The following is a 22694-nucleotide window of genomic DNA, read 5'->3' as shown; positions in this document are numbered from 1 at the left end:
CCCTCATACGCCAGCCACCACTAAAATTTTTATACTGCTTTCCTAAATCTGCATTGGCAAAACCCAAGCCTTGCAAAATTTCTTCAGTTTTATGATGAATGCTGTAACCATCAAGCACTTCCATTTCATGTAATAAGTCAGCATACTTATGCGCCAGATCTTCGTTACCGGTTTTTTCAAGCTCGTGCCCTAATTGCTCCAACTCTTTTTCTAATTGTTTTACTCTTTCAAAAGCACCCATGGCCACTTCTAAAATAGAATCTTCGGTATCAAAACCCAGTAAATCCTGGTGCAAAAAACCAATGGTGGTTTCCCTGCCTTTTTCTACAGTTCCCTTTGCAGGGCTGTATTGGCCGGTAAGCACTTTTAATAAAGTAGATTTGCCCGTTCCGTTGTAACCAATTAAACCAATACGTTCGTTTGGCTGAATATGCCATGTAGCATCTTCCACAATTGTTCTGGCACCAAATTCAAACGTTACATTTTGTAATCCTAACAGCATAAGTAATTCTGAAAGGGATGAATTCCCTTTTTTCAGGCTGCAAAAGTAAGTTAATCAGCAAACTTTTTAAAGTAATTACTGTTATATCGTAAATTTGCCCAAAAAATATATAATGAAAAAAATTCTGGCAATAGTAATTCTGGCAATAGCAGCATTTTGTATTTACTGGTTTGTATTTAAAAATAAAGGAGGGGGAAATAGCGGACCAAAACAACAACCTTTAGCGCTTAAAAAACATTCTGAAGAATTTAATAAAAGCATAAGTGAAACAATGAACGCCTATTTTGAAATGAAAAATGCTTTTGTAGATGCAGATACTGTTAAAATTAAAGAAGCTGGTAAAAAATTTATTGGATTGGTGGATAGCATAAAATTAGACGAACTTAAAAAAGATACTGCTGCTATTTATGAAGATGCACTTGCAAAAATTGGCGATTTAAAAGCAAATGCTTCATCTATAATTATGCAAACAGATATTACAGAAATGCGACACGACTTTAGCTGGGTTTCCGAAGCATTATATCCGTTTTTTAAATTAATTAATTACGAAGGGCCCAATTTATATTTCCAAAATTGCCCAATGGCATTTGGAGAAGATAAAGGGGCTAACTGGATAAGCAATACAAAAGAAATTGTAAACCCTTATTTGGGAAAAAATCATCCGGAGTTTAAAGGTACTATGCTACATTGCGGCTCTGTAAAAGATACCATTAAAACACAATAAGCATTCTTAATTCATAACCGCAGCATAAGATCAGCTTATATAAAGGGACTATGAAAATTAAATTGTTTCTCTTACTGTTAATAATGGTTCCTTTTTTTGTAAAAGCACAAAACAGGTTTACAATTAGTGGTTTTATAAAAGATTCTTTAAATGGAGAAACACTTATTGGTGCATCCATAGCTGTACAGGGAAAAACAAAAGGTATCAGCAGTAACCAGTACGGTTTTTATTCTATCACTTTAGAAGAAGGGGAGTATATTTTTATAAACTCTTACATTGGTTACCAGCCAAAAATTTTGCAAATAAAGTTGGATGGTAATAAGCAATTGAATTTTAATCTGCTCCCAAAAATTTCCCTGTCGCAGGAAGTGATTGTTACATCAAAAAAAAGAGATGCGAATGTAAAAAATGCCCAGATGGGAAAATTTACTTTACCTATTGAGCAAATAAAATCAATCCCTGCATTTTTAGGCGAAGTAGATCTTTTAAAAACAATTCAATTATTACCGGGTATTCGCAATGCAGGCGAGGGCAGTGCAGGTTTGTATGTACGTGGTGGCGGCCCCGATCAAAATTTAATTTTACTGGATGATGCACCCGTGTATAACACAGGCCACCTGTTTGGCTTCTTCTCCATCTTTAATTCTGATGCAATAAAAAATGTAACCTTAATTAAAGGAGGGATGCCGGCGCAATATGGAGGTAGGCTATCGAGCGTTTTAGATATTTCGATGAAGGAAGGCAACAACCAAAAATACCAGGTAGAAGGTGGCATTGGTTTAATCGCTTCAAGATTATCAATACAGGGGCCGATCAAAAAAGATAAGGCATCATTTATTGTTTCTGCAAGAAGAACTTATATAGATGCATTGACAAAACCATTTATTAAACCCGGCAGCCAGTTTTACGGATCAGGTTATTATTTTTATGATTTAAATGCTAAAGTAAATTATAAATTCTCCGAAAAAGACAGGCTGTATTTAAGTGGCTATTTTGGCCGTGATGTTTTTGATTTTGCAAACGGAAAACAAAGTTTAAAAGTTAATATCCCCTGGGGAAATGCAACCGGTACTTTACGCTGGAACCATGTGTTTAATAAAAAATTATTTGGTAATACTACTGCAGTTTACAATGATTATAATTTTACATTTAAAGCAGCACAAAATAATTTTGAAATACAATTAGCATCAGGTATAAGAGACGTTAGTATAAAACAGGATTTTGATTTGTATCCTTTTACAGGGCATAAAATAAAATTTGGCGGCATTTTTACTTACCACAAATTTACACCTTCTGTAGTTAGTGGCAAACAGGACTCGGTGGTTTTTAATCCCAACAATGCACAAACAAAATTTGCAAACGAAGCGGCTGTTTACTTACAGGATGATTGGGAGATAAGTGATAAAATAAAAATAAATGCCGGTTTGCGTTACAGCTGGTTTCAACAAATTGGTGCATATAAAATTTATACAACAGATGCCAATGGAAACAGGACCGACAGTACAGTTTTTAAAAGGGGAGAAGCTGTACAAACTTACGGGGGATTAGAACCGAGATTAACTTTACGCTATGCTTTAAATGATGAAACTTCTTTAAAAGCATCGGTAACCAGGAACCTGCAATACATTCATTTGGTAAGCAACGCCGGTACTACTTTACCTACCGATATTTGGGTGCCCAGTACTTATAAAGTAAAACCACAAATAAGTTTTTTATACGCCGCTGGGTTGTTTAAAAATTTTAAGGATAATACGTATGAAACTTCTGTAGAAGTGTATTACAAACAAATGCAAAACCAAATTGAATACCAGGAAGGTTACACGCCTAACTCGTTAGATGACACTGAAAATTCTTTTGCTTTTGGAAAAGGATGGAGTTACGGTACTGAATTTTTTATTAATAAAGCAAGAGGTAAGCTAACCGGCTGGGTGGGTTATACTTTAAGCTGGACCTGGAGAAAATTTGCTGCGTTAAACTTCGGCGAAAAATATCCTGCCAAGTACGACAGAAGGAATGATTTAAGTGTTGTGGGTATTTATGAATTAAATAAAAAATGGAAACTCTCGGCCACTTTTGTTTATGGCAGCGGCAATGCAACAACTTTGCCGCAGCGTTTTTACATAGTAAACGGCATACTAACGCAGGAGTACAGCCGCATTAATGAATACCGATTGCCTGCTTATCACCGCTTAGATTTATCTGCTATACTTACCCCAAAGAAAAACGAAAAAAGAAAATGGAAGAGCGAATGGGTGTTCAGCATTTATAATACTTACAGCCGTCAAAATCCATACTTTGTTTATTTCGATCAAAACGGCAGTGCTTTAAATGGTACTTTAACCATACAGGCTAAACAGGTTTCATTGTTCCCCATCATTCCTGCAATTACCTGGAATTTTAAATTCTAAGCATAAAAAAAAAGCATCCCAAAATAGGGATGCAGTTTACTGTGAGAGTTCGGATTAAGAACTATTTTAAATTATCTTGCAAATGTTTGATAAGTTTCCACTTTAGCTCCGGGAAATGCCGGATCGTTAGTTGAAGTATTTACAACAGTAAATATTTCTGAAGTAAGTGTAAGCATTTTCCATCCATATGTTTTTGAGGGGGTAGTTGCAATTAAAGAATCGGTGCCGGAAAACTTATAAGTCCCGGTATTTATTGTACTGCTGTTATAGCAATATTGAAAATTTAAGTTGGCATCAAACTGAACAAAATTCTTTGGCTTGGGGGTGCGGTCGATAATAGTATCTTTAGAAAAAACATTGTTGTAATATAATCTCAGTTGTACCCTTTCAATCCACCATTCGCCAACAACCTGTTGTTCCTTGGGTTTATCCTGACTGGTATCTGGTTTTGCACATGAAGGAGTGAAGCAGCTCACTACAACTATACCAATAAAAAGTACAGAAGCTGTATAAAAGTTTTTCATCAGGTAAAATATTGGTTTTGATAATAACGCCAATATTGCCTGATTATTGTGTATTTTTTGGTTTATGGATAAAACGTATAACACCACTCTTTTCAAGATCACTTGCTATCCGTACTTCGTACCGGCTGGAACCGTCAGTAACTACCATTAAGGCTGTATTTGGAGGTATAGATCCTAAATTTTCGGCATACATCACCAACTCATTTACATCTTTTTTATCATCTGTATTTAAAGTAAGGGTAATGGCTTTATCGCTAAGCCTTTTATGAGAAAGGATTAATTTCCCATTAAATAAAAGCGAAATAGTATCACCGTCAATATCACCGTTATCGTACAGGTCAACTTTAAAAGTTTCGTTTTCTATTTCAATAGTTTTAATAAGATTGTTATTGCGTTTTTCAAAATTAATATCTGCCCTCGGCTTAATTTCAGGATTAGTTTTTACAACCGGCGGTGGTAATATTTTAGTTTCAGGATTTACAGGGGTTTTTAAAACCGGCGGCACAACTGCAGGCTTGGGGCTGTCCTTTTTTACAACTGGTGGAGGGGTAACTTTATTTTTGTCTTTAAAAATATTATTTAATTTAGGATCTTGCTTTTTTTGTTGCTTATCATTACGGGCAGTAGTGTTATTAAAAAGCGGGGTATTTTTTTTAAGTACCCTGCGTGATAAAACAGTTGTTCCATATCCGCAATCGCCTTCCTGGTTAGGTGCCGGCACCCAACTGCCCTCAAGCATTTGCACATCATCCTGTTTAAAATAAGTTAGCTTATGAACCTGAAAACAGTTTCTTATGTGCACAGGCACATTTGTTTTTGTTCTTTCGGTTTCCGTTACTTCCACATAACCACTTTTTTTATTTAGTTTGCCTTTTAATCTGCAGATGGTATAGTATCTTTTTCCCCCGTCATTAAAATAAGTGTAAGAGTAACCGGTAACTTCATTACCATTTGTTTCCAGCTCCAGCACATAATCACAACGTTCGCCGCCCCAACCTAAAAAAGTAGTGCTGTTATCTGTAAACTGGCCTTTCCACTGGCCTTTGAATTCCTGTGCAAAAATTAGTGTTGTAAAAAAAAGGGAAAGTATTAGTAGTAAATTTTTTTTCATTTTCACTTATCTTTTTATTCTTGATAAATTTTAGAACATCTCATTATTTACAAAGATATTTTAGATTAATTTTTCCATAGCTAATAGTTCGTTAAATTTGCACCCTGCCGTAAGTTAAGGCAGCATTATAAAGATATGATAAAGATTACATTACCCGATGGGGCAGTAAAGGAATATGAAGAAGGTGCATCAGCCCTGGATGTGGCCAAATCTATAAGCGAAGGATTGGCAAGAAAAGTATTAGCAGCAAATATTAATGGCGAAGTTTGGGATGCCACAAGGCCTATAAATAGTGATGCATCCTTAAAATTATTAACCTGGGATGATACCGAAGCAAAATCAACTTTCTGGCATTCTTCTGCACACCTTATGGCAGAGGCGGTGGAAACTATGTTTCCCGGTGTAAAATTTTGGGTAGGCCCTGCAATTGAAAAAGGTTTTTATTATGATATGGATTTAGGGGATAAAAAAATTGCCGAAGAAGATTTGGCTTTGCTGGAAAAAAAGATGAATGAGCTGGCCAGGCAAAATAATGGTTTTGCAAGAAAAGAAATTTCTAAAGCAGATGCCATAAAATATTTTGAAGCTAAGGGAGATGAATACAAATTAGATTTATTAAATGGCCTTACCGATGGCGGTATTACATTTTACACACAGGGTCAATTTACCGATTTGTGCCGTGGTCCGCACATACCCAATACAGGATTTATAAAAGCCATAAAATTAACCAGCATTGCAGGTGCATACTGGAAAGGTGATGAAAAAAATAAACAGCTTACACGTATTTATGGTATAACATTCCCTAACCAAAAAGAATTAGATGAATATTTGGCAATGCTGGAAGAAGCAAAGAAAAGAGACCATCGTAAATTAGGTAAAGAGCTAGGTATTTTTACTTTTGAAGATAATGTAGGTCCGGGCTTACCCTTATGGATGCCCAACGGCACTATTATTATTGAAGAACTGGAAAAACTGGCAAAGGAAACAGAAAAAGCTGCTGGTTACAAAAGAGTGGTAACACCTAATATTGCAAAAGAGAGCATGTATATTACCAGCGGGCATTTACCTTATTATGCCGATAGTATGTTTCCGCCGATGGAAATGGATGGCGAAAAATATTATTTAAAACCAATGAACTGCCCTCATCATCATAAAATATTTGATGCAGAGCAAAAGAGTTACAAAGACCTGCCTTATCGTATTGCAGAATATGGAACCTGTTACCGTTACGAACAAAGTGGCGAATTATTTGGCCTTATGAGGGTGCGTTGCCTGCACATGAACGATGCACATATTTATTGCAGTAAAGAACAATTTGCACAGGAGTTTATGGCAGTAAACGAAATGTACATCAAGTATTTTAAAATATTTGGTGTAGATAAATATGTAATGCGCCTTAGCCTGCACAGCCCCGAAAAACTTGGACAAAAATATGTAAATGAACCAGCGCTGTGGAAAGAAACTGAGGATATGGTACGCAAGGTTTTAATAGAAACCAATACACCTTTTGTAGAAGTACAGGACGAAGCAGCATTTTACGGTCCTAAAATTGATGTACAAATCTGGAGTGCTATTGGTAAAGAATTTACTTTGGCTACCAACCAGGTAGATTTTGCACAGGGCCGCAGCTTTAAATTAAGTTTTACTAATAAAGATAACCATCCGGAAGTACCATTAATTATTCACCGGGCTCCTTTGGGAACCCATGAAAGATTTATAGGATTTTTGCTGGAACATTTTGCCGGAAAATTTCCCACATGGCTGGCACCGCTGCAGGTAAAAATATTGCCGATAAGCGATAAGTTTATGGATTATGCAAATACAATTTTGCAAAAGCTGAAAAATGCTGATATTCGTGTTGAAATTGATGACAGAAACGAGAAGGTAGGAAAAAAGATAAGGGATACCGAATTGGCAAGAGTGCCTTATATGCTGGTGATTGGAGAAAAAGAAATGAATGAAGGCAAAGCATCAATAAGAAGGCAGGGCATAGGAGATTTAGGTGCAAAAGACATTAATGAATTTATTAGAGAAATTTCGAAAGAAATAAAAGAGCGTTCAATGTAAAATAAAATAAAATTTTTATCTTACGTAAGAATAATAAACAACATTGTAAATTAAAAATTGTAAATGGCATTTCCACCACGGCCGCCCCGGGGAGCGTTTAATCCCCGTTTTAAAAAAGAACAGCAGCAGGAGCATCGTACCAACCACATGATAAAAGTACCCGAAGTACGGTTGGTTGGCGAAAATATTGAACCGGGCATTTATGCAACTGCCGAAGCTGCAAAAATTGCAAAAGAACAGGAACTTGATTTAGTAGAAATTTCTCCCGGAGCCAATCCGCCTGTATGTAAAATTATTGATTACAATAAATTTTTGTACGAAGAGAAAAAGAAGAAGAAAGAACAAAAAGCAAAAAGCAAAACCAGTGAGGTAAAAGAAATACGTTTTACCCCCAACACAGATGATCATGATTTTGAGTTTAAAGTAAAGCATGCCGAAAAGTTTTTGCAGGATGGCGATAAAGTAAAAGCACACGTACAGTTTAAAGGGCGTGCCATTATGTTTAAAGAGCGTGGCGAATTATTATTATTAAAATTTGCGGATAGTTTAAAAGATGTAGGCGCTTTAGAAGGCTTACCGAAAATGGAAGGAAAAAGAATGCTGGTAATGTTTGCACCAAGAGCGGCGCAAAAGAAAAAATCAGGATCGGAGCTGGGTAAATTACATAAAGAAGAAAAACCTGCACCGGTAACTGAAACACCCGCTGCCGAAAATGCCAGTTAAAAAAGTAAAGGATAATATTTAATTCTTATGCTGATAAAATAGTTTAATACGGGAAGCATCTGCTTCCCTTTTTTTAAATAAAAAGTTTGAAAATACAAGTGCTTTTTATAAATCTAAAACCGCAAATCTAAAATCATAAATTCGAAGAGTGGATATCAGCTTAAATAAATACATTAGTGAAACAGGTTTTTGCAGCCGCAGGGAAGCTGATAAATATATTGAGCAATGCCGTGTAACCATTAATGGAATAGAAGCAACAAAAGGAAACAGGGTAGGAGAAAAGGATGTGGTATTGGTTGATGGCGAGCCCATCAAAAAAAAGAAAAATGTTGCGGTTTATATTTTACTCAACAAACCCAAAGGTATTACCTGTACTACCGATTTAAAAGATAAAACCAATATTATTGATTTTATAAATTTTAAAAGCCGCATTTTTCCTATCGGCAGATTAGATAAAAGAAGTGAAGGCTTAATTTTTTTAACCAACGACGGAGATATTGTAAATAAAATTTTACGTGCCGGCAACAAACACGAAAAAGAATATATTGTTGCAGTTGATAAACCCATCAATATAGATTTTATAAACAAAATGCGAAACGGTGTACGCCTTGGCGGTACAGTAACACAAAAGTGTTTTGTAAAACAGGAAGGCGACAGCAGGTTTAAAATAATATTAACGCAGGGCTTAAACAGGCAAATACGCCGGATGTGTGAAGTGCTTGGTTATAATGTAGTGTCATTAAAACGAATAAGAATAATGAATATAACTATTGCGGGTTTACAGTCTGGTAAATGGCGTTATTTTACACCAGATGAAATTACAGTTATAAACGGCATGGTTGCAAACAGCAGTAAAACTGCTGACGGTAATGAAGGGATGGACGAATAAAATTTATCATAAATTTTTGGAGAACTTTATTACTTGCTTTATAAAATCGTAACTTTTCAATAATAATTTTACAATGTTCGATAAAATCATTGCTTACTTTTCTACACTGGAGCAGAGGCCGGTTGAACGGATGGCTTTTATTATTGGCTCCATGCTCATACTCTGGATTATTGAAGGTGCCATACCGTTGCTTGCATTAAAATACAAGAAAACAAAATGGAAACATGCATCTGTTAATCTTACTTTCACTGTAATTCATCTTATCATTCACACAGGGTTTGGTTTTTTAATTGTTAAGTTATCTGATTGGGCTGCAATAAACCAATTTGGATTAGTGTACTGGTTTAACGCTTCTGTTATTGGTACAATAATTATTTCGGCACTGGCATTAGATTTATTTGGTGGATGGATGAGCCACATGATTGAACATAAAGTACCCTTATTCTGGCGTATGCACATTATTCACCACTCCGATAATAATGTTGATGTTACTTCGGGCTTGCGCCATCATCCATTGGAAAGTGTATGGAGAGGATTATTTTTTTTAATTGCTATTATTATTTGCGGCGCACCTATTTATGCTGTAATGATCTACCAGACCATACTCACCATATTTGTTGCATTTACTCATGCCAATATTTCTTTACCAATATGGTTAGATAAAGGAATGAGTTATGTACTCGTTTCTCCCAATATGCATAAAGTGCACCACCATTGGAAACAACCTTATACCGACAGCAATTACGGGGCAGTATTTTCAATCTGGGATCGTTTATTCAGAACCTATTTGGAATTGGACAGATCTAAACTTCGGTACGGCTTAGATAAATATTACAGCAACGATAAAGATGAAGATCTCGCCAGCCTTATGAAAAAACCTTTTATCAAACTGGAAGAATAAATATTAGTGATCGTAACTGATAACCCTTGATATTTTCCACAGCCCATCTATTTTCTGCCATATCATTACAAATTTAAAAGTGCCTGTTTCTTCTTTACCATTTTCTACATGTTTAAATTGATGTACGCCAATTTCTATTGCGCCATAGTTTTTAATGGGATGTACTTCCAGGCTGCCACTTACCAATTGCCTTGTTAATTTAAAAGGTTTATTAAAAGTGCTTTTAAAATTCTCAAATACTTTTTCATACGATATTAATCCATCATTATCCTGAAACCATTCAAGATCTTTGGTAAACATCGCTTTGAAAGATTTAAAATTTTGAGTATTAAAATAATGAAATATTATACTGTCCTGCAGGGCAATTTCATTGTATAACTCCTGCGGTGTTACTGCTACTTTTTTTTCCTGTGCAATTATACAATTGCTGGATAAAAATGCAATTGAAAAAATAAGCAAATATCTTACAGTAAATTTATTTTGTTTCATAACTATAAATTTTATACTTTTTTATTGTTTAATCCCATACGCATTGCAATCATGTGTTTTGCAAAACCCACTTTTTCATAAGCATTTATTGCGGCTTCATTCATTTGATAAACATCCAGCCTTAATTCTGTTATGTTTTGCAAAGTGCACCATTCCACAAGGGCATCTATAATTTTTTTGTTTACGCCTTTACCTCTATGATTGGGATCTACATACATAAAGCCCAGGTATGCATGTTGCTGATGCTGCAAATATGGTTTTGCATTTTCAATACGGGCATAGCCGCTTCCAATAATTACTTCATCCAGTTCTGCAACAACAATTTCAACATCTGCAGCATTTATCATTTTTTCAATATTATAATAATTAATTTTTTCTTTTCTTAAAGTGGGGTCGTAAGGTCTTTCCGCAGCAATTACACCCTGCTCAAACTCCAGAAGCCTCTCTAGATCCGTCAATACTGCTTTTCTAATAAATATTTGATTCATTATTTTATCTAATTTAAAAGACTATCAAATTTAAAATATTTTTTTACTTAAAACCAATGTAATAACCGATCACCAATTTTGGCATAATGCTTACTATATCAACCTTAAATTGCAAAACATTTATCAATTATAAAAAGGCATTACAAATAAACTGCATTTATAAGTATAAATTTTTTTATGACAGGCACAGATGTTGTAAGATAATTAATACAGGCTAAAAACTTGTTAACATCACTTACCTTTACAAATCAGAATATTTAAAATAGTTTAATAAATTATAATGCATTTAGAAGATAATAATGAAGTAGCAAAGAACATGGAAGTGATAGGAATGTTACAGGGTTTTGTAGCCGAAACTGTTGAGACCTCGCTGTTAGATCCAGATGATTGCTGGCAACCAACTGATTTTTTACCTGATTTTACACAAAATGGTGTTTTTGAAGAAGTAAAAAAGTTAAGAGAACGTACTGCATGTATCCCCGACAGTGTTATTACCTCTCTTGTAGGCAACATGATTACAGAAGAAGCATTACCCAGTTATCAAACTTATTTTAATCTTATTGTAAACGAAGAAAAAGATTTAACCAGTACCAATGGCTGGGTAAGATGGAGCAGGGCATGGACGGCAGAGGAAAACAGGCACGGCGATCTGCTTAATAAATATCTCTATTTATCCGGCAGGTGCGATATGAAAGCGGTTGAACAAACCATTCACCGTTTAATTTATAATGGCTTTAACGCCAACACCAATAACGATCCGTACCAGGCGATGGTGTATACTTCTTTCCAGGAAAGAGCTACAAAAATATCGCATGTAAATACGGGTAAATTAGCCGATAAAGCCGGCGACAGTACATTATCCAGAATTTGCAAAACCATCGCAGGTGATGAAGCAAGGCATGAAAAAGCTTACAAATCATTTATGTCAAAAATATTTGAAATAGACCCCAATGGTGGGTTGAAAGCTTTTGAACAAATGATGCGTAAACAAATTGCAATGCCCGCTATTTTAATGGCCGACGGAGCAAAAAATTCAAATCTGTTTACTGACTTTTCTGCAATTACACAAAAAATAGGCGTGTACACCACCTGGGATTATGCAAGTATTATAGAACACCTTGTTTCGCTTTGGAAAATTGAAACATTAACCGGGCTAAAAGATGGTGCAGCAAAAGCACAGGATTATTTATGTAACCTTGCTACCAGGTACAAAAAGATTGCAGAAAGAATGAAAGTGCCAGAGGATATTAGCCTCTCCTGGTTAAATAATAAAAAACTGGCTTTTTAAATAACAACTCTTTAACTTCTTATATATATATTTAATAAGCCACGCCTGTGGCTTATTTTTTTGCTCCAATTTAATTACTTTCCTAATGGAATATAATTACTATTGCACCTAACCGCAGTTGTTTTGCACATTTTAAAATATTGGCATTTTTTTTGTCTGATTCAAATAAAATAAATCCCTGCACCATACATAAATTCTACCCGATTCGTTTTATTATTCATTAAAAACTTTAAAAAGAAAACTTATGAAATCAACTTCAAGGACTTCCCTGATCGCAGGTATTTTTTTGCTTACAATCAGTTTATTTTTTTACGCCTGCCAAAAAGAAACTTCTGCCGATAGCAATGCTGCTATCCCTCCCGGTAATTCAAAGCTTTCAGTTTATCTTACCGATGGGCCACTTGATTTTCAAAAAGTACTGATAGATATTCAGCGCATAGAAGTTAAACTGGATACCTGCCGCCGTAATCATGATGATGACCATGAACACCCCGGCTGCGATGACGATAATGACAGACGCAACAGTAACTGCGAAATATGGGATACTTTAAACATAAGACCGGGTGTATATGATTTACTTAAACTTAGAAATGGTTTAGATACTTTGCTAGCAAGCGGTTTTATACTTAACGGAAAAATTGAAAGAATTAAATTTACTTTAGGCACTAATAACAGTGTACAGGTAGATAGTATTACACATCCGTTAAAACTAGTAAACAATCAGAATTTCGTATTTGTAAATATTAAAAAAGAACATCTGGATTCTTTATCATCAAATAATTTCAATTTGTATTTAGATTTTGATCTGTCACGCTCAATCAGGCTTATCAATGGCACTTATTGGCTTAAACCTGTTTTAAAACCATTTGGTAAACACAGCAGCGGAGAAATTGAAGGTAAAGTAAGGCCCGTGCATTCATTTGGAATGATTAAAGCATTTAATGCAACCGACACAGCTTTTGCAAGGCCCGAAGATGAAGGTGAATTTAAAATAAGAGGATTAAAAGATGGAACCTACAGTTTGTTTATCGATGGTATTAATGGCTACAGAGATACTACCATTACAAATATTTCTGTAAGAAGAAATAAAGAGACTGATTTAGGAACAATTAAGCTGACACAGTAATAACAAAACTATTTTAAAAAACTGCCTCAACAAAATGAGGCAGTTTTTTATTTATAAAATCTCGACGAATGACTTACAAAAGGTAAATTCATGGTTTAAGAAAAAAGAAATAATTTAGCAATTGATATTTAAATCAGTACGGATGCTTGTTTTTTTACGATTACTATTTTTTGCTTTTGTACTAATCTTTACAATTACTGCAAAGGCCCAAATATGTAATGGAAGTTTAGGCGATGCTGTTGTAAATATTACTTTTGGTAATGGCAGTGGCGGCAATACAGGTTATGTACCCACCAACGCTTATACCTACACCAGTTCTTCCTGCCCCAATGATGGTTTTTATACTATTACAAACCGTACCTCTGGATGTTTTGGAAATTCATGGATAACAGTAAATAACGATCATACCGGCAATGGTGCATTTTTATTGGTTAATGCATCATTTTTGCCAGGCGATTTTTTAGTAACCACTGTAACCGACCTGTGCCCCAATACAACTTATGAATTTGCTGCATGGCTGATGAATGTGCTTGCACGTAGCGGCATTAAACCCAATATAACTTTTAGTATAGAAACACCTGGCGGCACAGTGCTGCAGCAGTTTTCAACAGGCGATATTCCTGAATCTTTTTCTGCTGTATGGAAACAATATGGTTTCTTTTTTACCACGCCTGTTAATAATCCTGTTATTGTTTTACGCATGACCAATAATGCACCCGGCGGTATTGGAAACGATATTGCACTGGATGATATTACTTTTCGTCCATGCGGCCCTGCAATAATTACTTCATCCATACAAGGCAATAGCGATACGGTGGATATTTGTGAAGGCAATACAAACACTTACACATTTAATGCAACAATATCATCCGGTTATGTTTCGCCGGTGTACCAATGGCAGGTAAGTACAGATTCGGGTAAAGTTTGGAAAGATATTGCAGGTGCAAATACAATAACTTATCAGCGTAATTCAACTGCCGCAGGATTTTATTGGTACCGGCTTACAGTAATTGAGAAAAGTGTTGTAAATGTTGTTGCATGCCGTATTGCATCAAATGATGTTGCCATAAATGTACATGCAAAACCATTTGTAAATGCAGGCCCCGACAGAATAATGATTGCAGGCAATACAATTGTTATTGATGGAAAAGTAACAGGGGAGAATCCGGTTTATTACTGGGATCCGCCGGATTATTTAAATGATTTCAAAATAGAAACCCCGGCAGCATCACCTGTTAATGATATTATGTATACACTTTACGCAATAAGTCCGTTTGGTTGCAGCAACAGGGATGCTGCAGCAATAAAAGTGGTAAAAGGCATTTTTGTGCCTACTGCATTTACACCCAACAACGATGGAAAAAACGACAGATGGCGAATACCTTTTCTTGATCCTCTGTTTGGCGCAACAGTAAATGTTTACAACCGCTTTGGACAGGTTGTGTATCATACCGAAGGAGCAACTGTTGATTGGGATGGAAATTTAAACGGAGTTGCCCAGGCAACAGGAACTTATGTTTATACCATTCAATATAAACAAGGGCAGAAGGCTGTTAAAGGCACTTTTATTCTTATAAGGTAAATATGTTTTTATGTAAAAATATTATTTCTGGTTTTGTTGTTGTATTGATCATCTACAGTAACTGCTTCTCTTATTAATTTTACAATAGCTTTTTCTTTTATTAAAACTTGGCGACAGGATAATTTATTTTTTAGTTGAATTAAAAACTGATACAAGTTGATGAGTGATAGTATTTACGGGGCAAACTGCTTCGCAAAACATACAGGCAATATCGCAAGGGGTGTTTACAGCAATCGTATCAAAATTGCTGATAAAACCTGCCGGCTGCGGACAAACTGCCACACAGGCGCCGCATTTTATACAGGCATTCCAACCAATTTCAAAAACCACCGCTTCTTTTGTACCCATAATTAAATTTTTTTGTATTCCGAATCCGGGCTAAAATAATTCGACATTGTTTTATATAATTGTTCGTCTCTTTCCAAAATATCTGGGGTATCAAAAATTTTTTTCTTCACCCTGTATAATTTCCACATACTGTTGCCGCCTGATTTTAACCAGTTATCATGGTAACCTTTCAAATTATTTTTATCTGTTGGTTTACCGCTTAGTATTAATGCTGCTAAAAATTCTCCTGCAATTTTCCCGCTGTTTAATGCAGTATGTATTCCTCCACCGGTTATGGAGTTTACATGCCTTGCAGCATCACCCACTAAAATTAAATTATCGGCATATTGCGTTTTTAGCGGTGCTGCCAATGGCACACCGCCGCCCTGTATTTCTAATATCCTGCAATTTTTAAACCGCTCTTTAAAAAAAGAATTTTTTATAAAATGATCCAAGTATGCCTGTGCATTACCGGTACACATTGTTCTGGTAACACCCAATCCAATCTCTGCATAACCATGGCCTTTTGGAAAAACCCATGCATAGCCGCCAGGTGCCCATTGGTGACCAGTAATTATTTCCAGCAAACCTTCAGTTTCCACACCATCAACTACAAATTGTAAACAACTGGCGAGCTCACTCAATTTAATATGGGTTTTTATTCCTGCCCATTTTCCCACCTGCGATTGCACCCCATCAGCACCAACCACTACTTTTACTTTAACCGTAATGGCCTCATTAAATTTATTAAGATCAACTTCGCAACTGCCGTCATCTAATACACGATAACCAATGGCTTCAGTTTTTAACCATATTGTTACACCGGCACGTTCTGCCTGTGTTGCAAGGTAGCGGTCAAAGCGCCGCCTGTCCACTACATACCCCAACGGTTTGTTACCTTTATTGCTGCCGTATTCATCTGGTTTTATTGCTCTGTAATCCACTACTTTTTTTTCGCCTTTAGTATTATAAATGGCAAAGCCATAAATATCTTCTAAAATAAATTCAGCAGAGGGAGATACACCGGTTTGTTCTAAAGCATTATAGCTGACAGCACCTGAGCATTGAATGGGAGCACCCAGTTCCTGTTTTTTATCTACCAATAAAACACGTAAACCATTTGCTGCGGCAAAACGTGCTGTTGTGGCACCGCCGGGTCCGGAGCCTATAACTACAATATCAAATTCGGGCATTGTATCAGATGAAGAACTGTTAGGCATATTTACTGGTTCGTACAATTTTTGTATAATATTTACTACTTACGTAATAATCCGAAAGCAGATTTTTATTGCTGTTTTAAAAACAAGTATTTGTTTAAGGCAATCACTTTATTTGTATAAAGGTAACCATTGTTCAAATACTTACGTTTGGGTGTTTAATGAATTAGTATCAATTATAAGGCCATTTACGGGTGTAGAATTTATTACCCTTTATAAAATTATATTTACAGGTAAATACTGTTTTTAAATGCAATTTATTCAGAGAGGCATTAGTAAATAAAAAAAGCCGGCACAAAGGCCGGCAATACCATTTACAGTTGTGTTTACCTGCTCATCTCAAAACGCAACCTGTATTTACCGCCATCCCCGGCAAGCTCAATATTTTTTACTATTGTCTTGGTGTTTACAGCCTGTAAATCGGCGGCAGAATATGGTATTTCCGCCACGCCAATTAAATCATCACTGCTTGGGATGCCCGTAACTGTTACACCGGTTAAAATATCTTTGGCATCTTTTTTTAATTTAGATACCATACTTGCACGGCTCATACCGGCATTGGCATAAGAAGTTATCGCTGCAAATAATTGTGCATGCATACCGGCACGTATGCCGCCAGCCTGTGCATCATCATTTTCCATTAAGGCTGCAATAAAAATGGCTTCGTCAGGTGAGTTAAGGTCGTGTGGTTTACCATCTAATCCCCAAAAGTTTTTAGAGGGATGATTGAGTAATTTACCTAATGGGCCGGCAATGTTTATGGCAGTGGATACCAGTTCGCCTTTATCCACATTTTGCCATGGGCCGTACATAATGGTAGATGCCGCAGGAATTGTTACAAGCCCTGCTACTTTTTTTAATTGCGATGCAAAAACAAGCACATAAGGTTCTTCAGATGCACTTGGTTCGTTTGTTTCTTCCAGGCAACGCATTTTTGTTAATGCAAATTTTACTTTTGGCATAATTGAAAAGTTTAAACAGTTAAAGAATAAAGTTCACTGCATAGTTCTTAAATTATAGGGAACAGTGCAGTAAATAATTAGCCAGCGGTTATATTGGTTTATAAAATGGTTATCTTGAAAGAAGAATTTAAAATGAAAAATAAAATTCATTATCCTGCTATTTTTATTTTTAGCACCGGTAAAAGGTGGAGAAGTTCAATTGTTCTATATTTAGCAAATCAATTAATTAAAAAAGAAATGACATGTTAAGCAACAACGATATTTTAAAAAAATTAAGGGTAGCCCTTGCATTGCGCAATGATGATATTATTGAAATTTTAGCACTGGTTGATTTTGAAATTACAAAAGGTGCGTTAGGCGATCTTTTTAGAAACTCCGATCATCCCGGTTACGAAGAGGCCGGCGACCAGATACTGCGTAATTTTTTAAACGGACTTATTATTTACAAACGTGGCAAATTGCCTGAAGCCAAAACAAATATTAAGGATGGGGGAGCAGCAGATGAGGCGAAAACGTAAATGTAAGTATTTGAATCCCTGCAAGTTTTTATTTTTGAGGTTTTAATAAAACAAAATATCTTACGTCAAAGGATTTATTTTGTGCTGGCTTCGCTGTCAATATCGCCTTCTTCGTCTTTTGATTTATGGTAATCGTTGTTCTGCTGGTTTTCAAATTCCTTTTCATCCTTCTGGTTTTTTGTTACCAAAAAAACAATTAGAGCAATAAGTATAATTGCTGCAATAATAATTATAGTCCAGTTCATACATATAAAGTTTATATAAAGGTAAACTAATTTAGAGAGGGCGAATGTTACCAATTAAACAGGGCTGTATTGTAAAGTTGTGCTACCCTTTACCATTTTTAAACACTGTGCCGTCCTTCATTACAAAAACTACTTTGCCAAATACTTTCGCATCTTTTAAAGGATCGCCATCAACTGCAATAATATCTGCCAGTTTATTTATTTCAATACTGCCCAATTGTGTTTTCATTCCTAATAGATCTGCAGCATTAATGGTAGCTGCTTTAATCGCTTCCATTGGTGGCATACCGCCTTCAATCATGTAACCAAATTCCAGCCAGTTTAAACCGTGTTTAAATACCCCTGCATCTGTACCAAATGCAATTTTAACACCAGCCTTATATGCTTTAGCAAAAGTGTTTTGTATTTGTGGCCCTGTTGCCAATGCTTTGGGAGTAACAATTTCAGAAAAATAGCCGGGAATTTTTGCACTGTCTGCAGTTGATTTACCTGCTGTAATTGTAGGTACAAGCCAGGTACCATATTGTTTCATTAATGCAATGCCCTCATCATCCATAAAAGTTCCATGTTCAATAGAATTTACGCCGCCACGGATGGCCCTTTTTATTCCCTCGGCTCCGTGTGCATGTGCGGCAACTTTAAAATTATAATCTTTTGCTGCTGTTACAATTGCTTTTATTTCTTCCTCGGTAAATTGTGCATTGGCACCATCTTTTGCCTGGCTTAATACACCACCCGTAGCCGTTATCTTTATTAAATCGGAGCCATCTTTGTACCGCTGCCTTACTGCATGGTAAGCATCTTCTACGCCATTAATTACACCTTCTTTTGGCCCGGGGTCGCCCATTAAATCTTTTCGGTAGCCATTGGTTGGGTCGGCATGGCCGCCGGTGGTAGCAATTGATTTTCCGGCAGTAAGTATTCTTGGCCCAATTACCAATCCTTTATTAATGGCATTACGTAACGAAATATTAATACCGCTGCCACCTAAATCTCTTACCGTTGTAAAGCCAGTCATTAAAGTAATGTTTACATATTGCAACGATTCAAAAGCAACATCTGCAGTGTTGTAAATAAATTTATCAGCAACGTTTCCTTTTTTTGTTTCGCTTTCTGTGTGTACATGGCAATCAATCCAGCCGGGCATTACAGTTTTTGTTTTAAGGTCGATAGTTTTATCGCCTGTTGCAGCCACCGAAAAACCATTTACCACAGCGGTTATTTTATTTTTCTCCACCACGATAGTCATGTTGCTTTTTGCGTCATTGCTTACGCCATCTATCAGCGTGCCGCACCAGATAATTGTTTTTTGACCTAAAAGATTTGAAATACAAAAGGCCATTAAAACCAGCAGTGTTGTTTTCTTCATAAAGAAAAAGTTGAAAGATGAATGTACAGAAAAGTTGCAATATTATTGCTGTACGGCATTAAAACAATTTAAAAATGCAGCCTATAATCCTGCTAAACTTTCTTCAATTGCTTTTATCCGTGATAAGGCATCGGCTTTCTTTTTTTGTTCCAAGGCTAAAACTTCGGGTTTTGCATTAGCCACAAATTTTTCGTTGCTTAATTTTTTTTCTACAGAAAGGAGAAAGCCTTTTTGATGGTCGAGGTCTTTTATTAGATCGTCTTTTTGGCTGCCAGTATTTAAAGGTTGCTCCGATTCAACATAAAATTTATCATTGCCAATTACAACTGAAACGGCATTCTCAATTTTATCATTTACATACAAAACAGATTTAGCATTTAACTGTTTAGCTAAAATATTTTCTATGGTTTGATACGTTGCTGCATTTACCGCTTGTATGTGTAATTGAATTTGTTCTTTAGGTTTAATTTGATTTTTATTTCTTACATCACGAATACCTGTGATAACCTCCTTTAATAAATTTCCCTGAATTAAAATTTGTTTATCAGTATTTTTAAATGCATCCAATTGCCTTATACATAAATCATCATCTCTATCTTGCAGCAAATGATAAATTTCTTCTGTAACGAATGGCATATAAGGATGAAGTAATTGCATTAGTGCAGTAAAAAATTCAATTGTTTTTTTATAAACAGCTGCTTCAATCGGTTGTTCAAAACCCGGCTTAACCCATTCTAAATACCAACTGCAAAAGTCATCCCATATTAAACTGTAAATAGTTTTTAATGCTTCGCTCAACCTAAATTGTTTCATCAGTCCATCCACTTCTGATTTTACTTCGTTCAATCTGCTTTCGAACCAGAGAAGAGCAAAGCTAGGAGCTTTGAGCTGCGAGCCTTCGGTGGATTCTTTACTCCCAGCTCCCAGCTCAAAGCTCAACGCTTGTCTTCCTTCCCACATCTTCACTAACTTCAACGCATTCCATAATTTGTTATTAAAATTTCTGCCCTGCTCTAATGATGATTCATCAAACAACAAATCATTTCCTGCAGGCGAAGCAATCATAATTCCAAAACGTGTAGCATCGGCGCCATACTGATCAATGAGACCAAGCAAATCAGGGGAGTTTCCTAACTGCTTGCTCATTTTTCTGCCTTGTTTATCCCTTACCATACCGGTAAAATAAACGTCTTTAAAAGGCAATTCTTTTTTGTATTCATAACCCGCCATTATCATTCTTGATACCCAAAAGAAAATAATATCCTGGCCAGTAACCAATGTGGTTGTGGGATAATAATAATTAATTTCTTTATTGCCGGGATTGCTGATGCCTTTAAAAACTTCCATTGGCCACAACCAACTGCTGAACCAGGTGTCTAATACATCTTCGTCCTGCTTTATGTCGTCAATGGTGAATGGTGAATGTTGAATAGCTGTATCTTTTGATTCACCATTCACCATTGACCATTCACCCTTAAATTTTTCAAATGCTTCTTCTTTTGTTGCAGCAACTACAAACCTTCCTTCCGCATCATACCAGGCTGGTATTTGCTGCCCCCACCAAAGTTGTCGGCTGATACACCAGTCTTTTATATTGCCCAGCCAATGGCTGTACGTATTTTTTAATTTTGCAGGATGAAATTGTATAGTATCATTCATCACCGATTTCAATGCCTCCGGGTTTCTCTGCATAAATTTCTGCATATCAATAAACCATTGCATAGAAAGCCTGCTTTCGATAACAGCACCTGTTCTTTCACTCGTTCCAACCTGTCCCTTATAATCCTCTATTTTTTCAATTTGATTTAATGCAGTAATATCTTCTGTAATTTTTTTACGCAATGCAAAACGATCAACACCAGTATAACTTAAAACCAGTGCAGATGGATTGTCGTCCATTAACTCTGCTGAGGTAAATTTTCCTGCGGCATCTAAAGTATCAATGGCTTTTAAGTTATGCTTTAGGCCAAGTATATTATCATTCTTATCATGCGCCGGTGTAATTTTTAATGCCCCGGTACCAAAATCTGCAGTAACATAGTCATCTGCAATTACAGGTATTTTTCTGTTGATGAGGGGAACAATAACTTCTTTACCAATAAGTTTACTATATCGTTCATCCGTTGGATTTACACAAATAGCTACATCACCTAAAATAGTTTCGGGCCGGGTGGTAGCAACCGTTATACTGCCGCTTCCATCAACCAAAAGATATTTTACGAAGTATAATTTTGAATCTACATCTTTAAAAATTACTTCTTCATCACTCAATGCGGTTTGGCTTACCGGATCCCAGTTTACCATTCTCTTACCACGATAAATTAATCCTTTACCATACAGATCAATAAAAACTTTTATTACCGCTTTGTAATAATCTTCATCCATTGTAAAGGATGTTCTGTTCCAGTCTAAACTGCAGCCTAATTTTTTTAACTGCTGTAAAATAATGCCGCCATACTTTTCTTTCCATTCCCAGGCATAACTTAAAAATTCTTCTCTTGTTAAAGATGATTTAGTGATGCCTCTTTCTCTTAACATCTGCACCACTTTTGCTTCTGTAGCAATAGAGGCATGGTCGGTGCCGGGTACCCAGCAGGCATTTTTGCCTTCCATCCGGGCACGTCTTATTAAAATATCCTGTATGGTATTATTTAGGCAATGCCCCATGTGTAATACCCCTGTTACATTGGGCGGGGGAATTACAACAGTATAAGCTTCCCTTCCATCGGGTGTGCTGTTAAAATAACCTTTATCTATACAATGCTGGTACCATTTGGCTTCTATAGCAGTTGGTTCAAAATTTTTACTGAGTTCCATTTTTTATTTTTCTTTTTCTACATTCAATATTTACCGGGTTGCAAATGTACAAAAAAGCATGGGAGGGACGAAGCTGTTGGCAAACCTATTATTATTGCAAGTTAATTACAGCAGATATCAATGTTTTATAGGTAATGCTTAAGTCCCAATGTTCAAATAAAACCCTTCAATTAAAACAACGAATTAAATATTGTTGTTTCTTTTTACATTGTTAAAAAATATTATTGTGAACTTCCGTCTTATTACCTTTGCTTCTTAAACGATTTTTTTATGAAAGAAGTTTATATTATATCCGCAGTGCGTACCCCACTTGGAAGTTTTGGCGGAGCATTAAAAGATTTTAGCGCTACAAAACTGGGTGCTGTTGCCATTAAAGGCGCTATTGAAAAAGCAGGCGTAAAAGCCGAATGGGTAAAC

At 36.0% G+C, this 22694-nt stretch carries 22 protein-coding genes; 11 read left to right on the top strand and 11 right to left on the bottom strand.

Features of this window, described 5'->3' with window-relative positions; all coding sequences use genetic code 11:
• The coding region (locus ACY65O_RS09585) for an ATP-binding cassette domain-containing protein (RefSeq protein ID WP_462220634.1) at positions 1-502 on the bottom strand (502 nt) is incomplete at its 3' end.
• A 112-nt stretch (positions 503-614) separates the two neighbouring features.
• Between ACY65O_RS09585 and ACY65O_RS09580 the strand changes: the two genes are divergently transcribed.
• Both ACY65O_RS09580 and ACY65O_RS09575 read left to right on the top strand, forming a co-directional pair.
• Entirely contained in the window at positions 615-1226 is a 612-nt protein-coding gene (locus tag ACY65O_RS09580; protein ID WP_462220633.1) for a DUF3347 domain-containing protein, read from the top strand.
• A gap of 50 nt (positions 1227-1276) precedes the next feature.
• Positions 1277-3634, top strand: coding sequence for a TonB-dependent receptor (locus tag ACY65O_RS09575; RefSeq protein ID WP_462220632.1), 2358 nt, complete (start codon positions 1277-1279; stop codon positions 3632-3634).
• 71 nt (positions 3635-3705) lie between these two features.
• Here ACY65O_RS09575 and ACY65O_RS09570 read toward each other — a convergent pair whose 3' ends face one another.
• Positions 3706-4158: a hypothetical protein gene (locus tag ACY65O_RS09570; protein WP_462220631.1), complete on the bottom strand. Its 453-nt coding sequence runs from the start codon at positions 4156-4158 to the stop codon at positions 3706-3708.
• Positions 4159-4201: 43 nt separating this feature from the next.
• A complete protein-coding gene (locus tag ACY65O_RS09565; protein ID WP_462220630.1) occupies positions 4202-5269 on the bottom strand; it encodes a hypothetical protein in 1068 nt (355 codons plus the stop codon).
• Positions 5270-5404: 135 nt separating this feature from the next.
• Here ACY65O_RS09565 and thrS point away from each other — a divergent pair, with 135 nt between their 5' ends.
• From thrS to ACY65O_RS09545, 4 genes are all read left to right on the top strand, one after another.
• Positions 5405-7336, top strand: a complete 1932-nt coding sequence (gene thrS, locus ACY65O_RS09560; RefSeq protein WP_462220629.1) for a threonine--tRNA ligase — start codon at positions 5405-5407, stop codon at positions 7334-7336.
• Positions 7337-7399: 63 nt separating this feature from the next.
• Complete coding sequence (gene infC, locus ACY65O_RS09555; RefSeq protein WP_462220628.1) at positions 7400-8059, top strand: translation initiation factor IF-3; 660 nt, start codon at positions 7400-7402, stop codon at positions 8057-8059.
• A 148-nt stretch (positions 8060-8207) separates the two neighbouring features.
• Entirely contained in the window at positions 8208-8948 is a 741-nt protein-coding gene (gene rluF, locus ACY65O_RS09550; protein ID WP_462220627.1) for a 23S rRNA pseudouridine(2604) synthase RluF, read from the top strand.
• Positions 8949-9021: 73 nt separating this feature from the next.
• Entirely contained in the window at positions 9022-9849 is an 828-nt protein-coding gene (locus ACY65O_RS09545) for a sterol desaturase family protein (protein WP_462220626.1), read from the top strand.
• Between the two features lie 3 nt (positions 9850-9852).
• On the opposite strand, the gene ACY65O_RS09540 is transcribed toward ACY65O_RS09545, so the two are convergent.
• Positions 9853-10338 carry a nuclear transport factor 2 family protein gene (locus ACY65O_RS09540; RefSeq protein ID WP_462220625.1) on the bottom strand — a complete coding sequence of 162 codons (486 nt, stop codon included), beginning with the start codon at positions 10336-10338 and terminating at the stop codon, positions 9853-9855.
• An 11-nt stretch (positions 10339-10349) separates the two neighbouring features.
• The gene (locus ACY65O_RS09535; RefSeq protein WP_462220624.1) at positions 10350-10826 is read right to left on the bottom strand and encodes an N-acetyltransferase family protein; all 477 of its coding nucleotides are present in this window, start codon (positions 10824-10826) and stop codon (positions 10350-10352) included.
• A 280-nt stretch (positions 10827-11106) separates the two neighbouring features.
• Here ACY65O_RS09535 and ACY65O_RS09530 point away from each other — a divergent pair, with 280 nt between their 5' ends.
• From ACY65O_RS09530 to ACY65O_RS09520, 3 genes are all read left to right on the top strand, one after another.
• The gene (locus tag ACY65O_RS09530) at positions 11107-12114 is read left to right on the top strand and encodes an acyl-ACP desaturase (protein WP_462220623.1); all 1008 of its coding nucleotides are present in this window, start codon (positions 11107-11109) and stop codon (positions 12112-12114) included.
• Positions 12115-12358: 244 nt separating this feature from the next.
• Entirely contained in the window at positions 12359-13240 is an 882-nt protein-coding gene (locus ACY65O_RS09525) for a DUF4382 domain-containing protein (protein WP_462220622.1), read from the top strand.
• 142 nt (positions 13241-13382) lie between these two features.
• Positions 13383-14822, top strand: coding sequence for a gliding motility-associated C-terminal domain-containing protein (locus tag ACY65O_RS09520; RefSeq protein ID WP_462220621.1), 1440 nt, complete (start codon positions 13383-13385; stop codon positions 14820-14822).
• A gap of 123 nt (positions 14823-14945) precedes the next feature.
• Here ACY65O_RS09520 and ACY65O_RS09515 read toward each other — a convergent pair whose 3' ends face one another.
• From ACY65O_RS09515 to ACY65O_RS09505, 3 genes are all read right to left on the bottom strand, one after another.
• Positions 14946-15170 (bottom strand): 4Fe-4S binding protein, encoded by a 225-nt coding sequence (locus tag ACY65O_RS09515; protein WP_462220620.1) that lies wholly within the window; start codon positions 15168-15170, stop codon positions 14946-14948.
• 2 nt (positions 15171-15172) lie between these two features.
• Positions 15173-16387 carry a geranylgeranyl reductase family protein gene (locus ACY65O_RS09510; RefSeq protein ID WP_462220619.1) on the bottom strand — a complete coding sequence of 405 codons (1215 nt, stop codon included), beginning with the start codon at positions 16385-16387 and terminating at the stop codon, positions 15173-15175.
• Between the two features lie 305 nt (positions 16388-16692).
• Positions 16693-17328, bottom strand: a complete 636-nt coding sequence (locus ACY65O_RS09505) for a hypothetical protein (RefSeq protein WP_462220618.1) — start codon at positions 17326-17328, stop codon at positions 16693-16695.
• A 242-nt stretch (positions 17329-17570) separates the two neighbouring features.
• Between ACY65O_RS09505 and ACY65O_RS09500 the strand changes: the two genes are divergently transcribed.
• A complete protein-coding gene (locus ACY65O_RS09500; RefSeq protein WP_462220617.1) occupies positions 17571-17846 on the top strand; it encodes a DUF1456 family protein in 276 nt (91 codons plus the stop codon).
• 74 nt (positions 17847-17920) lie between these two features.
• On the opposite strand, the gene ACY65O_RS09495 is transcribed toward ACY65O_RS09500, so the two are convergent.
• The 3 genes from ACY65O_RS09495 to ACY65O_RS09485 form a co-directional block, all read right to left on the bottom strand.
• A complete protein-coding gene (locus ACY65O_RS09495) occupies positions 17921-18091 on the bottom strand; it encodes a hypothetical protein (protein ID WP_462220616.1) in 171 nt (56 codons plus the stop codon).
• Between the two features lie 82 nt (positions 18092-18173).
• On the bottom strand, positions 18174-19460 hold the full coding sequence (locus ACY65O_RS09490; protein ID WP_462220615.1) for a metal-dependent hydrolase family protein: 1287 nt from the start codon (positions 19458-19460) through the stop codon (positions 18174-18176).
• Between the two features lie 81 nt (positions 19461-19541).
• The gene (locus ACY65O_RS09485; RefSeq protein WP_462220614.1) at positions 19542-22277 is read right to left on the bottom strand and encodes a valine--tRNA ligase; all 2736 of its coding nucleotides are present in this window, start codon (positions 22275-22277) and stop codon (positions 19542-19544) included.
• A gap of 270 nt (positions 22278-22547) precedes the next feature.
• Here ACY65O_RS09485 and ACY65O_RS09480 point away from each other — a divergent pair.
• A partial coding sequence (locus ACY65O_RS09480) for a thiolase family protein (protein WP_462220635.1) occupies positions 22548-22694 on the top strand: 147 nt, incomplete at its 3' end.

Origin of the sequence: Ferruginibacter sp., assembly GCF_031430955.1 — a bacterium.
Taxonomy (GTDB): domain Bacteria; phylum Bacteroidota; class Bacteroidia; order Chitinophagales; family Chitinophagaceae; genus Ferruginibacter.
This window is presented reverse-complemented; position numbering and strand designations above follow the sequence as displayed.